We start from the raw sequence: 14,401 nt of genomic DNA, 5'->3' as shown, positions 1-14,401 counted from the left end.
CTGCAGTGGGGCTCGCTGGCAAGGCGGACCGACGAAGACTGCGGTTAATTTCGATGCTGTGCAGCGCATATTCGAGGAGGTCCCAACGCCGCCAGCGGGCGCCAGGGCTGGGGCCAAACGATCAGGATTCCTGTGGCGAGGTACTAGTACTAGTACGCGGGCGTTGGCTTGCATTCAGGAGTCCTCGAGTCTGTTGAACGCAGCTAGCATTTGGTCCGAATCGAATGGCTTGGCAAGGACCTCTCTGGCGCCGAGGCGCAGGGCCTCTGCCGCACGCTCGGCCACGCCGCCCAACGAAGAGACCATGATCACTTTGACCCCGCTATCGCGTCGAACGAGCGCGCGTACTGCTTGAAGTCCATCCATCACGGGCATGTTGATGTCCATGCAAACGATGTCGGGCTGCAGCGTAGCGTGAAGTTTGAGCGCTTCAGCCCCATTGCGGGCGTGGCCCACCACCCTGTAGCCGTCCATGGCATCGATCATCCGCCGCATCTGCGTGGCGGTGGTCACCGAATCGTCCACGACCATCACCCTCCGGACCTCAGCCATGCGCTCTCCTGCGTCCAGCTCTCGACGCCAATCGATCACGATCCCTGGCAAGCGGTACCAGTGTAGTCGACCGTAGGCTGGAATCCTGAACTGAATCGATCCGGCGGTTCGGCAACCAGGTGGGACACTGGTCGCCAAGTGTATGATATTTCATCATTTATTCGTAAGTGTCGGTTTGCCCGCCCCACGTTGTTCGGCTAGAATCGTGTCTTGGTAAATTCGTAGTGGGGTTGGATTTCATGTCGATCTTCAGGCTATCCAGGCTCGCCGCAACGGCGTGGCTAGCGAGCGCAGTTTTCCCTTTTTTGGTCCAGGAAGCATCCGCCCAGCACAGCGCGTCTCGGGTGGCGCGTGCCTCGCAAAGCGAGGCCATCCACCCGGCGCTCGGGCAGCTGCGCTGGGGTATGACCAAGAAGAAGGTCATGCGCATCGTCGGCCAGCAGATCGAGCGGCGCTACCGAGCCAAGGCCGCTACCGCCAAAGACGTGATCGAAGAGGATCGCGTGTTCGCACGAATGCGTGAGGAGCTCGCACAAGTCCGCGACAGCTTTGTGGTGTTTCGCGGTGCGCTCACCGGCTGGGACGGGTCGTTCCTGCGCGACGAGTTCCGTCATGGAAGCGGTGAGGCCATGTTCCAGTCGCGGGATGAGCACTCGAGAAACTACTACTTCTTCATCAATAACCGCTTATGGAAGTGGTACCGGCAGTTCACGCATGCGTCGATGGACAACCAGAGCTTTACCGACTTCGCCAGGGCGCTGGAGCGCAGATTCGGCCCTTCTTTGGCGCTCGAGAAGCCAACGGGCAGGACCCAGACCTTGGAGCGCTGGCACCAGTGGCAGGACGATGCAACGCGCCTGCGCGCGCTCAAGAGGGGAGGGCATTTGTCCCTGGTCTTCGATAGCAAGCAGACGTTGGCGCAGCTCGCCCGCCTGCGGAGCCGAGCCCAGCAGCGCGTGTCGAACCAGCGTCACACGCTGGTTGAATCGGTGCTCTTGAACGAGGACGAAGCTTCCCGGCACGCGCGACCCGGTTCGGCCGCCGACCCGCACCACGACGTTGCCGGGCACGTTACGCGCGCGCTCGTGGCACACAGCAAGCCGAAGTCGAGGAAGAAACGCAGATAGGGCCCCTCATTTCTTCGCAAGACGGAGCAGCACGCTGGCCTGCATGACGCCCTGGCGTAGGCGAAAGCGCCGGTAGTCGACGAGGATCGATCTCGAGGCGTGACCGCGAAGGGTTGCCACCACCTTGTAGGGGCGCGTGAAGTCGAGGTTGGTGATCGTAGCGGGTGAGGTTGCGCTGGCTACGTCCGAGGTGGGACCCCGCACGGCGATCTTCGCGCCTGCGGGCAACGTGGCTACGTTGAGCCTGTAACGGACTCCCGCCAGATTGAATGCTTCGGTCGGGTGGCGACCACGCGGTGTGACGGCACGTGTCTCGGGCGGATGCCCCGCGGCGCTGACGCGTACGCGCACCGGCACGCCGACTGCAAGGCGCAGCAAAGCGGGCGTCTTGCCTGCGGGCTTTCCATCAAGCTCAATCGTGGCTCCGGCCGGGAAGGAGGCGAAGCGTATCCGCTCAAAGGCGCGCCCGGGAGCTGGGCGGGGTGCGGTCTTGGCGCCGAGAGGGGTTGCCGGCTTGGTCTTGCCAGTCGCCTTGGAAGTGGCTTTCCGTGTCGCGGCTTGAGCGGGCTGCTTTGGCTTTGCTGCCGGTGATGCTGCTAGCGCTCTTGCGGGGGCCTCGTTCGCTGCGGTTCTTGCGGGCGGTTTGGTCTTTGCTGCCGCCAACGTCACCCGCGGGGGAGCGTTCGGGTGCGCCTTTGCGGCATGGCGGGCCTGCGCGCCGGGTGTTGGGCGGCGCTCGGCGCCCGACTTCATGGCGGCCGCGTGCTCGGATGCAGCGGCAGTGCCTTTGGCCGGTGCGACACTTGGCTGGCGAGCTTTTGCCGCCGCGGTGTCTGTGCCCGACGCGCGGGGCGGACGAGCACCATGGACCTCCGCGGCGGCCTCGCCCCTTGCCGCGGGGCTGGTGTTGGATGTGCCTCCTGCGCGTTGCGCTGGTGCGGTTTGCAGGGGCTGCGTGCCTGGTGGAGGCGAGGTGGCGACCTCTTGCACCAGGGCTTCGTGCGTTGCCACGGGCGAGTCCTCGCCCGCAGTCCCCACGGCCATCCAGATCCCGAACCCGAGCACCGCCAACAGACCGACGGCACGTATCAGCCACCTTCCGCCGGCGGCCTGAGCGGTCCCGTCGGCGCGCGTGCCGGCGGCCGCGGCAGCAGCTTGGGCTTGGGGCGCCGGCTCGTCGCCAAGGCGCGCTCCAAAGGTAGGAGTTCGCTGCTCCTCGGCGCGCTCCTCGTCGGCAGCAAGCTCGACGTCAGCCGTGGCCGTGTCGCTTGCCGGTGCTTTAGCCACTTCCCCGGCCGCATCGGCTCCGCGGTCTTCCAACAAGGCGGCGCTCAGGGGATCGCGTTCGGCGCCCGGTTGGCCGTCCGATTGGCTCGGCTGCGATTCGGGCGCTTCCGGGTTCTGCTCGGAGTCCGGGAGCCACGCCGCAGATTCTGTCGCGCCCTGGCTTTCCGATGAGCGCGGCTCGTCCTGCGTCGGTTCTTCCGCAAGGGCAGGCGCTGCTTCAGGCTCGTCAGCAAGCTGGGTGCTAGGTCCAGAATCGGCCGCCTCGGGCTCCGAAGCCGAGGCGACCGAGCCTTGCTGGGCGCTTTCCGGGTGATGCTCCTCGTGCGCCTCGCCGCGCTCGGACAGCTCCCCTTCCGGGCCGGCTACAGCCTGCAGTGCGATCGCGGCGGGGCTTTCACCGCTTTCCGATGCTGCCTGTTCGCCGCTCGCCGTATCCAGGAGCGCGTCGATCGCAGCGTCCGTTTCGGCTGCCAGCGATTCATCCTCCGCGTGGACGTCCTCGGCGTCAATGCCCGGCAGCGACTGCGAAGGCGCCCGCTCTTCGGTCTCGCTCGGGGGCTCGTGGGTCGCTTCGAGATGCGTGGGCGAGTCCGCTGCCGGAACCGCGCTGGCGTCGTCACCTGGCTGATTGTCCGTCCAATGCGCTGCAAAGGGTGCGGGGCCCAGATCCTCCCGGTCCCGCACCGGGCCACCGTTGCCCGCTCCATCTGTTGTGGCGGCGGCTGCCTGCGAGGCCCGCGCGGCGGTCTCTTGTTTTGGCGCGGGTGGCTCCGCCCGCGAATCGATGCCGGCCCCGGGATCCACCGCCGTAGACTGCAGGAGGCGGGCCACCAGCAGGTCCCCGTCGTCCTCGAGACGTACGAACTTCACTGCCATGCCGGTCGGGCGCGCTGGGTCGTCGCTCTGATCGCGCTTCCAGACCACCCTGCCAACCCCCCGAAAGGCCCCCACTTCCGGTGTCTCGACGTCGCAGTGGAACTTGATGAGCGTGCCGATAGGGGCCGGTGCTTCGGTGGCCATGAACATGCCGCCGCGCGAGAGGTTGAAGCACTCGTTCTGGACGAAGTCGAAAACGGTCGGGCTGCGGTACTTCGCCTTCAGCCCGACGACCGCCCGCCCTTCTTTGCGCTCCGTGTCGTCCGCGTCTTGCGGCTGTGTCAGGACCATTCAGAAACCGCCTTCGAAGCTGCAGAGAACGACGGCCACACGACTTCGAGGACAAAGCCCCTGCGGACCCTTGGGTGGCGTTGCGTCATTCCTGGCCAGCGGAGACTTTACATCGTGCGGCCCGATGTTCAAGCGCCGGGCCGGTGTTGCACGATGCTTGCATGGCTCGCGGTTTCGCGGGCCCTTGGGACCACGGGCCCCTATTCCGGGTCGATACGCACGATACTACCCCCGAAGTCGACGACATAAAGCTCACCGTCGGCGTCTTCGCCGAAGGAAGATATTCCGACCAGATTCGAGGTCTGCAGATCCTGGGTGAGCTCGACCTCGTCGCAGATTTCAGCGACACCGTTGGTTTCGCCCCGCCAGACGAAACTCCAGATTCGCCGGCTGCCGAAGTCCCCGTACACGTAGCGGCCCGCCATGCCCGGTATGGAACCGCGGTAGACGTAGCCACCCGTAATGGATCGGTTGGGGTTCGAGATCGAGCCGATTCGGTTCTCGTTGGGCACTTCGACCACGGGCAGGGTGAGCCCGGTGCGCACGCACGAGCCGGCGCCCGTGCGATCGCCGAGGCAGTGCTTGCCTTCCATGACGTTCCAACCGTAGTTGCGGCCGGCGACACCCCGCGGCTCCACATCGATCTCCTCCCAGGCGTTCTGCCCCACGTCGCCCGCGTACAGGTCGCCCGTTTCCCTATCGAAGCTGTAGCGCCAGGGATTGCGCCACCCATAGGACCATACGTGGGGATCGGCTCCCGGGATCGGCGGATTGCCGGGTGCCGGCGTGGGGTAGTTCGCGACGTCGATGCGCAGCATCGAACCGAGCTGGGTCGCAGGGTCTTGCCCGTGGCCCATCGGGCCATGGTTGGGACCGTCGTTTCGGCCACCGCCATCGCCCAGCCCGATCCACAGGCAGCCGTCGGGTCCAAAAGCGAGCATGCCGCCGTTGTGGTTCGACTGCGGTTGCTCGACTTGCAGCAACACGGTCGCGGACCCGGGATCGGCGGCGTTCGGGTTGTTCGCGGCGGTCCTGTAGCCAGCCACGACGGTGTCACCGCTGCCACGCGCGCTGTAATTGATCCAGAACCGGCCTGTCGTTGCGTACTGCGGATCGAATGCCAAGCCGAGCAAGCCTTGCTCGCTTTCGCCGCTGCCGGTTGCGATGAGCCGCGACACGTCGAGAAAGGGGGCCGGGGATAGGGTCCACGTACTCGAGGGGCCTGGGTCGCGCTGCAACACGCGAACGAACCCGGTGCGCTCAACCACGAACAAGCGCATCCGGTCGCCCGGCGCGTGCGTCACGTACACGGGCACGGATAGACCCGAGGTGATCGGAGTGAGCTTGAGGCGAGGCGGAGGAACGCCCTTGCACGCGTTACCGGGGGTGGGGTTAGCGAGCGGCGGGACGCAACCGGCGACCGCCGGCGCGCCGCCCGCGCCCCCGATGGGGCGCGCGCCCGCGATGGGGCCCTGGCCGGCGATGCCCCCTGCAGTACCCGCGGCCGCGCCAGGTATGCCACCCCCGGAGCTTCCTGCCGGCCCGGTCCCCGCGCCCGCACCCGCTCCTCCAAATCCTATTGGTGCGCCCCCGCCACCCGAAGGCGGCCCGCCGCCGCCGGTTGCGCCGGCACCGATGGTCGCGCCGCCACCGACGGTCGCTTCGTTGGTGGCGCAGGCCCCGACCGGCAGCAGGCAAGACGCTGTCAGCACGATCGCCGCGCTGCGAAGGCCCCGGAGGTCCGTTACGCGGCAGCAGCGCCCTAGCCATCGGTTGAGCATTCGATCCTCTAGCGTCCTGGTCTTGCTAGATCCTCGATCCATAAGCGCAGGCTTTCAAGCCCCGCCAGGTCGACTTGCTTGGTTGCGATCGGAGGCATGCCGAGCAAGGGATCGCGCGTGCTCATGCGTACGTATACAGCGCTCTGTGCTGGGTCGCCGGGGACCAGGCGCGTCGTGAGTCCTGCGAGCGGTTTGCTCACCGGCCGAGCCACGAGCGACAGGTAGGTCGTGCTCTGTTCGACGTTGGCCAGGGACCGAACCGACAAGAACGTCACCATGTCCGTCTTGTCGAAGGTAAGGATGTGATGTTCGTTGTGGCAGTGCCCGCAGTTGGCGTGCAGCATGCCGAGTGCCGCCTGCGCGATCGGGCTGCCCGGCCATGCGTACATCGCGCTGGGCGGGGGCGGGCTGAGGCGCCTCTGCCGCACCAGCGCCGCCAGCGTCAGGCCGGGACCGTCGTGCGAGAGCTGCAGGGCGCCGACTGCCAGCAGCGTGTCGGGAGCCCCGTCGTGGCATTCGTCGCATCGCTTCTGACTCGGCACATCGTGCGAGGTGCCGGCGACGCCCTCCGATCCATCGGGAGCAGCGGTGGCGTCGCTTCCATCTTCGAGCCAGACAAAGGCCATTCTGAACCAGCCGCCGTGGCCTTGCGAGATCTTGTGCAGCATCCGAGTTTCGAGGGGCCTACCGTCTTTCGAAAACTGCTTCCAGACCTTGGTGCCCACGGGAAAGCTCCAGAAATCCATGTCGCGCGCATCGATCGGTTGGCCAGCTGGCACGAGGATCCAGCGATCCTTGGTGGTCGCATCCGACCAGAGCTCGTAGCGCGGCCGGTAGCCCAGGACTCCTGGCGCGAGCAATCGTTGCGCGATGTCGGCGTACAGGCCGGTCTGCGACAACAGGACCGGCTCGGTCGCTGTCCCGGCTTCAGGCGTTCCGGAAGCGTCCGCCGCTGCATGCGTTCCGGCCGGGGCAGCGGGCGGATCGGCGGCTGGCGAGGTCGCATCGCAGCCGGTGGTTGCCGCTAGCGTTGCCAGGGAGCTGCGCCCGAGCCAAAGCAAGCAGGACCAGCGCAGGGCGATCGCGTTGCGGTGCTCCGGACGCTCGCGCTTGATAGGAGCTACGGGCACGTCGAGCTGGCATCGAACCTGGCCTGTCATGTCGTGGATTGTAGTGCCGGCCAGGTGCTGGTCCATACCGGTTGCCCATCTCGGTCGCTTGTGGCTTGATACCCGCGAGCTCATGATCGTCACCAACCTGGAGAGTGTGCCCGGCCTGCGCACGGTCCGCCATCTCGGGCTTGTTCAGGGCAGCACGGTGCGTGCGAAGCACCTCGGCCGCGACATCATGGCGAGCCTCAAGAACGTGATCGGTGGAGAGCTGAAAGGCTACACAGAGCTGCTTCAAGACTCGCGCGACGAAGCGACTCGCCGGATGCTGGCGCAGGCAGAGCAACTGGGTGGCAACGCGGTCGTCAACATACGGTTCACGACGTCGTCGGTGGCGCAAGGCGCATCCGAGATCCTCGCCTACGGCACTGCTATCGTCGTGGAGGAGGAGTGACCCTTGCTCAGGCGCTGGGCTACTTCCTGTCCCCGTTGTTGCTGCTTGTACTGGGTTACATCGCCGGGCGCATCGCAGAGCAGCGACACTATCGCAACCTGCAAGCACGCGAGCAGCAATGGGCGTCACGCCCCGTGCTCAGCGTGCGCGAGCTTGAAGCGAGCCCTGCGGAGCGCCGCGTTGCATCTGCTACGCTCGCCTCCGGCTCCGTGGTGGTGTCGGTCGACTACTACAAACGTTTCCTCGCCGGTTTGCGGATGCTGTTTGGCGGCGAGCTGCGTTCTTATGCCACGCTCATCGAGCGCGGGCGCCGGGAAGCCGTGTTGCGCATGAAAGAGTCGTGCCCCGACGCACACGCCTACCTCAACTGCCGCCTGCACACTTCCACGATCGCAAGGGGGTACCGCGATGGGTTGGGCAGTGTGGAGGTGCTGGCGTATGCCACGGCGGTGCGGTTCGCCGACAGCGCAGCGCGTTTGGAGCCACAGGCAGGGTCCCGGTAATGCGGGCCATGCTGCTCGAGCGTGCGCCTGGAGCGCTGAGCCTAAAGCAGCTGCCCCGGCCTGCCGCAGCCGCCGGCCAGCTCCTCATCCGCGTGAGCGCCTGCGGGATCTGCCGCACCGATCTGCACGTCGTGGACGGCGAGCTACCCAGGCCGACGCTCCCCCTGATCCCTGGCCACCAGATCGTGGGCCGCGTGATCGAGGTCGGTGAAGACGTCCGCGAGCACCAGCAGGGTGACCGGGTCGGCGTGCCCTGGCTAGGCTCTACCTGCGGTGCCTGTGGATTCTGCACCTCGGGACGCGAGAACTTGTGCGGGCGGGCCCGGTTTACGGGCTACCAAATCAACGGAGGCTACGCTGACTATGCGGTGGCGGACCAACGCTATTGCTTTCCGATTCCGCGCGGCTTCTCCGACGCTGCCGCGGCGCCCCTCTTGTGCGCCGGCTTGATCGGGTTCCGGTCGTTGCGCCTCGCGGGGCAGGCCCGGCGGATCGGTCTGTACGGTTTCGGGGCTGCGGCGCACATCGTCGCGCAGGTGGCAGCGCATCAGGGCCGCCAAGTGTATGCGTTCACACGCAAGGGGGATCGGGCGGCGCAGCAGCTGGCTCTGCAGCTGGGCGCGGTCTGGGCCGGCGACTCACAGACGGCGCCCCCCGAGCCCCTCGAGGCCGCGATCATCTTCGCGCCGGTCGGAGCGCTGGTGCCCCTGGCGCTGCGTGCGATCGACAGGGGCGGCACGGTCGTGTGTGCTGGCATCCATATGAGCGATATCCCGGCCTTTGCCTACGAGATGCTCTGGGGAGAGCGCGTCATCCGATCGGTCGCCAATCTCACCCGCGCCGACGGCACCGAGTTCCTCCGCGTTGCCGCCGAGGTGCCTGTACGGACTCACGTAACCTGCTATCCGCTGGAAGATGCCAACGGGGCGCTCGAAGCCCTGCGTTCGGGTCGTCTGACCGGTGCCGGCGTCCTGCAAATCGATCGGCGGCACGGGCGCGACGGTCAGCCGGCACGGGCGTGGGCGACCTGACCCGCCTTGGCCCTGGCTCGCCGAGGTCGAGCGCCAGCTCGCGATCCTGGACGACAAGGAAGACGAGGCGCGCTGGGTGGCCCGCATGCTCGCCGACATCGACAGGGTCTGGGACGCCATGGGCACGGAGAACCAGGGCAAGCTCCTCCGGGCGCTGGTCGACCGTGTATCGCTCGACGAGCGAAGCGGCGCCGTGGAGATCGTCCTGGCCGACCTCGAGGTCGACTTCGAAAAGGTCTGATACCTCTGTGCCACAAGGAGGTCGGCATGCTCACGGGGCGTAGGGCTTCAAACTTCATTCGCCGTTTTGGCGGACCGGGCGACGATTCGGGCATCGTCTGCTTTCGCTTCTGGCAGCTCGTTCCCGCAGGGGGCTGCCCGTATCGCTGTGCCTACTGCTTCTTGCAGACCACGCCCTGGTTCCGATTCAAGCCCGACCAGCTCTATGGCCTCGTCTACACCAACGTGGACGACATGCTGCGCGAGCTCGACAAGTGGCTCGACGATCCGATCCCCAAGATGCTGATCGTCGGCGAGCTCCAGGACGGCCTCGTCTTCGAGAAAGCCTTCAAGAAGGTGACGGGCAAACCGCTCACCCACTGGATCGTGCCGAAGTTCGCGGCGCAGACGCGGCACCGCCTGATCTTCCTGACCAAGTCGACCCAGATCCAACACGCCCTCGAGCTCGAGCCAACGCCGCAGGCGGTCTTCTCATGGTCGGTGAACGCCCAAGAGGTGGCAGCACGCTGGGAGCACGGCACGCCGGCGCCCTCGGAACGGTTCGCTGCCTGTTCACCCAGGGGTGAAGGGATGAAGGACGTGGAGTGCTCATCGTGGACGTTGCCGGCACCGCCGAGTTCGAGAACTTGGATCCTTGGGTTCGACGACAAGACCGAGGTCCGCGAGTCCGCAACGCTGCCAGAGACAAGATCGGAGTGGAGCTGGCGCGGGCCGGCGCCATGTAAGGGTGCCCCGCGGCACGACCACATGAGCGGCCGACCTTGCACCACCATAGCGGATTGCGCTGGTGGACCCAGCGGTCAAGTTTGGTCTATTATGCCCAGGTTTGCCCCCGAGACCCCAGGAGAGCGTATGTCCGCTGCAATGAGCGTTCGGGACGTCGCCGAGTACCTGAACGTCGATGAAAAGACCGTCTACCGCCTCGTGAAACGAGGCGAGCTACCCGGTTTCAAGGTCTCCGGGGTCTGGCGGTTCAAGCGCGAGGACATCGACGCCTGGATCGAGGATCAAAAACGCGCGGAGCGAGATGCCCCGGAGGAAGCGGAATGACCGCGAAGAAAAAGAGGAAAGCGAAGAAGGGCACCGCCGCCACCGGGAACAACGGCGCGACCCTCGGTTTCGAGCAGACACTCTGGGCAGCCGCCGACAAGCTGCGCAACAACCTTGACGCCGCCGAGTACAAGCACGTCGTGCTCGGGCTCATCTTCCTCAAGTACATCTCGGACGCCTTCGAGGAGAAGCACGCCGAGCTCGAGGCCGCCAAAGACCAAGGCGCCGATGCCGAAGATCCGGACGAGTATCGCGCCGAGAACATCTTCTGGGTTCCCAAGGAGGCGCGCTGGTCCCACCTGAAAGCGAACGCGCCGCAGCCCACCATCGGCAAGCTGGTCGACGACGCCATGGTGGCCATCGAGCGCGACAACAAGTCCCTCAAGGGTGTGCTCCCAAAGATCTACGCGCGGCCCGCCCTCGACAAGCAGCGTCTCGGCGAGCTCATCAACCTGGTGAGCACCATCGGCCTCGGCGACGAGGACAACCGATCGAAGGACATTCTCGGTCGCGTCTACGAGTACTTTCTATCCGAGTTTGCCAGCGCCGAAGGTAAGAAGGGCGGCCAGTTCTACACGCCGCGCTGCGTGGTCCAGGTGCTCGTCTCGATGCTCGCGCCTTACAAAGGCCGGGTGTTCGATCCCTGCTGCGGCTCGGGCGGAATGTTCGTGCAGAGCGAGAAGTTCGTAGAAGCCCACGACGGCCGCATCGGCGACATCAGCATCTACGGTCAGGAGTCCAATCCGACGACCTGGCGTCTCGCCAAGATGAACCTGGCCATCCGCGGCATCGACGCCAACCTCGGCAGTGAATGGAGCGACTCCTTCCATCGCGATCAGCATAAAGACCTCAAGGCCGACTACGTGCTCGCCAACCCGCCGTTCAACGACAGCGATTGGGGCGGCCAGCGCCTGCGCGAGGACGTACGCTGGAAGTACGGAACGCCTCCGGCGGGCAACGCCAACTTCGCCTGGGTGCAGCACTTCCTGCACCACCTCGCCCCTGCAGGATTGGCCGGCTTTGTCCTCGCCAACGGCAGCATGTCCTCGCAGCAGTCGGGCGAAGGAGAGATCCGCAAGAACCTCATCGAGTCGGACCTCGTCGATTGCATGGTGGCTTTGCCAGGCCAGCTCTTCTACTCGACGCAGATCCCGGTGTGCCTGTGGTTCCTCTCCCGCGACAAGAAGAACGGCCTCGGCGGACGCGGCAAGAAGATGCGCGACCGCCGGAACGAGACGCTCTTCATCGATGCCCGCAAGCTGGGCACGATGATCGATCGCGTCCACCGTGAGCTGACCGACACCGATATCGATCGGATCGCCGACACCTATCACCGCTGGCGCGGCGACGGCCCGGGCAAGTACGAAGACGTTCCCGGCTTCTGCAAGAGCGCCACAACCGAAGAGATCGCCGCTCACCAGTTCGTACTGACACCCGGCCGCTACGTCGGAGCCGAAGAGCTCGAGGACGACGACGAGCCCTTCGAAGAGAAGATGCCGCGCCTTGTGGCCAAGCTCGACGCGCAGTTCAAGGAGGGCGCGAAGCTCGAGACGGCCATCCGCCAGAACCTGAGGGGGCTTGGGTATGGGGAGTGAGTGGCGTGAACTGAAGCTCGGTGATTTGGTCGAGATCTTTGATGGGCCTCATGCCACTCCAAAGAAGACATCGTTTGGGCCAATCTTCCTTGGCATTTCGAGCCTGTCACGAGGCCGAATCAATCTCGCTGACTCCGCCCATCTGTCCGAGGAGGACTTCAAGCGGTGGACACGTCGGGTTACCCCATCGCCGGGCGACGTTGTCTTCTCGTATGAAACAAGGCTGGGCGAGGCCGCTCTGATTCCGGATGGACTGGGTTGCTGCCTCGGGCGCAGAATGGGACTCCTTCGTGCCAAGAACGGACTAGTGGATCCACGCTTCTTGCTCTACGCATATCTGGGCCCCGAATTTCAGGAGACCATCCGTCAGCGCACCGTCCATGGCAGCACTGTGGACAGAATCGCGCTCGTAGAGATGCCCAGCTTTCCCATCCGAGTACCGGATCTTCAGACCCAACTCGCCATCGCCCACATTCTCGGGACCCTCGACGACAAGATCGAGTTGAACCGGCGGACGAACGAGACACTCGAGACCATGGCTCGAGCGCTCTTCAAGTCCTGGTTCGTCGACTTCGACCGGGTGCGCGCCAAGGCTGAGGGCCGCGCTCCCACCGGTATGGACGCCGACATCGCCAAGCTCTTCCCCAGCGAGTTCGAGGACTCTGAACTCGGTCCGATTCCGAAGGGATGGACATGCGCGTCGCTCGGTGAGTGCGTGGAGACGCTGTCGGGCGGCACGCCCTCGAAAAAGAACACTGCGTATTGGGGCGGAAATATCCCCTGGATTAGTCCCAAGGTCATGACCTCAATCCACTCCGATGAGGCTGACCACCATGTGACCAGAGCCGCCGTTGGTAACGGTACGCGGATCGCACCAGCTGGCGCCACGCTCATTATGGTGCGAGGGATGGGCCTGCACCAAGAGGTCCGCGTGAGCCAAGCTCGAGGTGACCTCACTTTTAACCAAGACGTCAAAGCCCTGGTCGCAAAGCACATCGAGCCAACTCTTCTTCTTTTTGCTCTGCTGGACGGTCAGCAGGAACTGCTAGGTCGTGTTGAGAGTTCGGGGCATGGAACCGGCAAGCTTCCCAGTGACGTGCTGCTCTCCTACCCGATCACGATGCCGCCCTTGCCGGTCCAGACCAAGCTGGCGACTTCGTTTGTTGACCTCAACGATCGCATAGGGCTCGCCCGCAATGAGTCCCGCACGCTCAGGGCATTGCGAGACAGCCTGTTGCCCCGCCTGCTGTCAGGTGAGCTCTCGGTCGCCCAAGCTGAGAAAGCAGTGGAGGCGACAGCATGACCACTTTCAACGTCTACTGCGACGAAAGCGGTCATCTGCCGAGCGCCCGGCAGCCGAACATGGTCCTGGGCGCGATCTGGTGTCCGTTGGAGCGCGTGCGGGCGATGTCCGATGCCCTGCGGGGGCTCAAGAAGGGCCACGGGCTGGCGCCGCAGATGGAGGTGAAGTGGACCAAGGTCTCACCGGCCAAGGTCGACTTCTACCTGTCCCTGGTGGACTTCTTCTTCGACCAGGCAGACCTGCGCTTCCGGGCGCTCGTCGTTCCTGACAAGTCGAAGCTCGATCACGACGCGTTCGGGCAGGATCACGACACCTGGTACTACAAGATGTACTTCAGCATGCTGAAGGTGATCATCACGCCCGACGATCGCTTCCGCATCTACCTCGACATCAAAGACACGCGCAGCGCGGACAAGATGCGGAAGCTCCACGAGGTGCTCTGCAACAACATCTATGACTTTGACCAGAACATCATCGAGCGCGTGCAGACCGTGCGCTCTCACGAGGTCGAACTCCTGCAGCTTGCGGACCTGTTGATCGGCGCCGTCCAGCACGCCGGGCGCGGACCGCTGAAGGACAGCGCCAAGGACGAGGTCGTGCGCCGGGTGCAGGAGCGCTCACGCTACGGGCTCGTCAAATCCACTCTGCTCACGGAGAAGAAACTCAACATCTTTGTCTGGCGCGCACGGGAGACGGAGCGGTGAGAGATGACGATGCGCCGGACTGGCTCCCCGACCTCATGGAGTGCGACTGGAATCGCTACCAAGAGACGATCGATCGCGCCTACGCCATCTTCTGGCGGGACTTTGGAGCGGCGGCAGCCCGGCCCGCGTTTCGCGGCAAGCGAATGGGCCTCAAGCGACACCCCGAGTTGGACGGCAAGAGCGCAACCTTCTGGCACTTCGTCACCGAGGGCAGCACTGAGGAAGATCTGTCTTGGTTCAGCGTGAACGTGACTCCGGGGAATGGGTCTGATTGGAGGTTCTAGGCAGCTAAAGCGCGATCCTCCTGACGGCGGCGCGCGCGAAGGGCGCGTGCGGCTTCGAGTTTACGATCGCGAGCCTCAAAGATCTCGTTTTGGCGCCCGGCGGGCTTGTCCGCCGGGGTGACGTAGCCAATGGCGCTGTGAAGGCGAACCGTGTTGTAGTGCGCGACGAGCTTGGCGGTGACCCGTCGAGCCTCGTCAATGCTGGTGGGCGGAG

The 14,401-nt window shown here is 65.1% G+C and carries 15 protein-coding genes; 10 read left to right on the top strand and 5 right to left on the bottom strand.

Features of this window, described 5'->3' with window-relative positions; all coding sequences use genetic code 11:
* Positions 1–174: 174 nt before the first annotated feature.
* On the bottom strand, positions 175–552 hold the full coding sequence (locus tag MJD61_16075) for a response regulator (GenBank protein MCG8556783.1): 378 nt from the start codon (positions 550–552) through the stop codon (positions 175–177).
* A 239-nt stretch (positions 553–791) separates the two neighbouring features.
* On the opposite strand from MJD61_16075, the gene MJD61_16070 reads away from it, so the two are divergent.
* Entirely contained in the window at positions 792–1,679 is an 888-nt protein-coding gene (locus tag MJD61_16070) for a hypothetical protein (protein ID MCG8556782.1), read from the top strand.
* Positions 1,680–1,685: 6 nt separating this feature from the next.
* Here the strand turns inward: MJD61_16070 and MJD61_16065 are convergent, their stop codons facing one another.
* The 3 genes from MJD61_16065 to MJD61_16055 form a co-directional block, all read right to left on the bottom strand.
* Positions 1,686–4,133 carry a PEGA domain-containing protein gene (locus tag MJD61_16065; protein MCG8556781.1) on the bottom strand — a complete coding sequence of 816 codons (2,448 nt, stop codon included), beginning with the start codon at positions 4,131–4,133 and terminating at the stop codon, positions 1,686–1,688.
* Between the two features lie 200 nt (positions 4,134–4,333).
* Positions 4,334–5,914: a PQQ-dependent sugar dehydrogenase gene (locus tag MJD61_16060; GenBank protein ID MCG8556780.1), complete on the bottom strand. Its 1,581-nt coding sequence runs from the start codon at positions 5,912–5,914 to the stop codon at positions 4,334–4,336.
* Positions 5,915–5,922: 8 nt separating this feature from the next.
* Positions 5,923–7,074 (bottom strand): hypothetical protein, encoded by a 1,152-nt coding sequence (locus MJD61_16055; protein MCG8556779.1) that lies wholly within the window; start codon positions 7,072–7,074, stop codon positions 5,923–5,925.
* A gap of 82 nt (positions 7,075–7,156) precedes the next feature.
* Here MJD61_16055 and MJD61_16050 point away from each other — a divergent pair, with 82 nt between their 5' ends.
* From MJD61_16050 to MJD61_16010, 9 genes are all read left to right on the top strand, one after another.
* The gene (locus tag MJD61_16050; protein ID MCG8556778.1) at positions 7,157–7,477 is read left to right on the top strand and encodes a YbjQ family protein; all 321 of its coding nucleotides are present in this window, start codon (positions 7,157–7,159) and stop codon (positions 7,475–7,477) included.
* Complete coding sequence (locus MJD61_16045) at positions 7,474–7,980, top strand: YbjQ family protein (protein MCG8556777.1); 507 nt, start codon at positions 7,474–7,476, stop codon at positions 7,978–7,980. The genes MJD61_16050 and MJD61_16045 overlap by 4 nt, the downstream gene beginning before the upstream one ends.
* Complete coding sequence (locus MJD61_16040; protein ID MCG8556776.1) at positions 7,980–9,011, top strand: zinc-dependent alcohol dehydrogenase family protein; 1,032 nt, start codon at positions 7,980–7,982, stop codon at positions 9,009–9,011. The genes MJD61_16045 and MJD61_16040 overlap by 1 nt, the downstream gene beginning before the upstream one ends.
* Positions 8,941–9,252, top strand: coding sequence for a hypothetical protein (locus tag MJD61_16035; GenBank protein ID MCG8556775.1), 312 nt, complete (start codon positions 8,941–8,943; stop codon positions 9,250–9,252). The genes MJD61_16040 and MJD61_16035 overlap by 71 nt, the downstream gene beginning before the upstream one ends.
* 851 nt (positions 9,253–10,103) lie before the next feature.
* Positions 10,104–10,301, top strand: a complete 198-nt coding sequence (locus MJD61_16030; GenBank protein ID MCG8556774.1) for a helix-turn-helix domain-containing protein — start codon at positions 10,104–10,106, stop codon at positions 10,299–10,301.
* Positions 10,298–11,896 (top strand): type I restriction-modification system subunit M, encoded by a 1,599-nt coding sequence (locus tag MJD61_16025; protein ID MCG8556773.1) that lies wholly within the window; start codon positions 10,298–10,300, stop codon positions 11,894–11,896. Before MJD61_16030 ends, MJD61_16025 begins: the two co-directional genes overlap by 4 nt.
* Complete coding sequence (locus MJD61_16020; protein MCG8556772.1) at positions 11,886–13,199, top strand: restriction endonuclease subunit S; 1,314 nt, start codon at positions 11,886–11,888, stop codon at positions 13,197–13,199. The genes MJD61_16025 and MJD61_16020 overlap by 11 nt, the downstream gene beginning before the upstream one ends.
* Positions 13,196–13,903 carry a DUF3800 domain-containing protein gene (locus MJD61_16015; protein ID MCG8556771.1) on the top strand — a complete coding sequence of 236 codons (708 nt, stop codon included), beginning with the start codon at positions 13,196–13,198 and terminating at the stop codon, positions 13,901–13,903. The genes MJD61_16020 and MJD61_16015 overlap by 4 nt, the downstream gene beginning before the upstream one ends.
* Positions 13,900–14,187: a hypothetical protein gene (locus MJD61_16010; protein MCG8556770.1), complete on the top strand. Its 288-nt coding sequence runs from the start codon at positions 13,900–13,902 to the stop codon at positions 14,185–14,187. Before MJD61_16015 ends, MJD61_16010 begins: the two co-directional genes overlap by 4 nt.
* Here MJD61_16010 and MJD61_16005 read toward each other — a convergent pair.
* Positions 14,184–14,401 (bottom strand): transposase (locus MJD61_16005; protein ID MCG8556769.1); only part of this gene is annotated, 218 nt, incomplete at its 5' end. The genes MJD61_16010 and MJD61_16005 overlap by 4 nt on opposite strands.

The sequence above is a fragment of the Pseudomonadota bacterium genome (assembly GCA_022361155.1).
Classification (GTDB): domain Bacteria; phylum Myxococcota_A; class Polyangia; order Polyangiales; family JAKSBK01; genus JAKSBK01.
This window is presented reverse-complemented; position numbering and strand designations above follow the sequence as displayed.

What these genes read in the sequence shown, in the direction of transcription:
- MJD61_16020 (MCG8556772.1), top strand. Translation starts at nt 11,886, where the DNA reads ATGGGGAGTGAGTGGCGTGAACTGAAGCTCGGTGATTTGGTCGAGATC.
- MJD61_16055 (MCG8556779.1), bottom strand. Translation starts at nt 7,074, where the DNA reads ATGACAGGCCAGGTTCGATGCCAGCTCGACGTGCCCGTAGCTCCTATC.
- MJD61_16070 (MCG8556782.1), top strand. Translation starts at nt 792, where the DNA reads ATGTCGATCTTCAGGCTATCCAGGCTCGCCGCAACGGCGTGGCTAGCG.
- MJD61_16040 (MCG8556776.1), top strand. Translation starts at nt 7,980, where the DNA reads ATGCGGGCCATGCTGCTCGAGCGTGCGCCTGGAGCGCTGAGCCTAAAG.
- MJD61_16015 (MCG8556771.1), top strand. Translation starts at nt 13,196, where the DNA reads ATGACCACTTTCAACGTCTACTGCGACGAAAGCGGTCATCTGCCGAGC.
- MJD61_16065 (MCG8556781.1), bottom strand. Translation starts at nt 4,133, where the DNA reads ATGGTCCTGACACAGCCGCAAGACGCGGACGACACGGAGCGCAAAGAA.
- MJD61_16050 (MCG8556778.1), top strand. Translation starts at nt 7,157, where the DNA reads ATGATCGTCACCAACCTGGAGAGTGTGCCCGGCCTGCGCACGGTCCGC.
- MJD61_16075 (MCG8556783.1), bottom strand. Translation starts at nt 552, where the DNA reads ATGGCTGAGGTCCGGAGGGTGATGGTCGTGGACGATTCGGTGACCACC.
- MJD61_16060 (MCG8556780.1), bottom strand. Translation starts at nt 5,914, where the DNA reads ATGCTCAACCGATGGCTAGGGCGCTGCTGCCGCGTAACGGACCTCCGG.
- MJD61_16025 (MCG8556773.1), top strand. Translation starts at nt 10,298, where the DNA reads ATGACCGCGAAGAAAAAGAGGAAAGCGAAGAAGGGCACCGCCGCCACC.
- MJD61_16030 (MCG8556774.1), top strand. Translation starts at nt 10,104, where the DNA reads ATGTCCGCTGCAATGAGCGTTCGGGACGTCGCCGAGTACCTGAACGTC.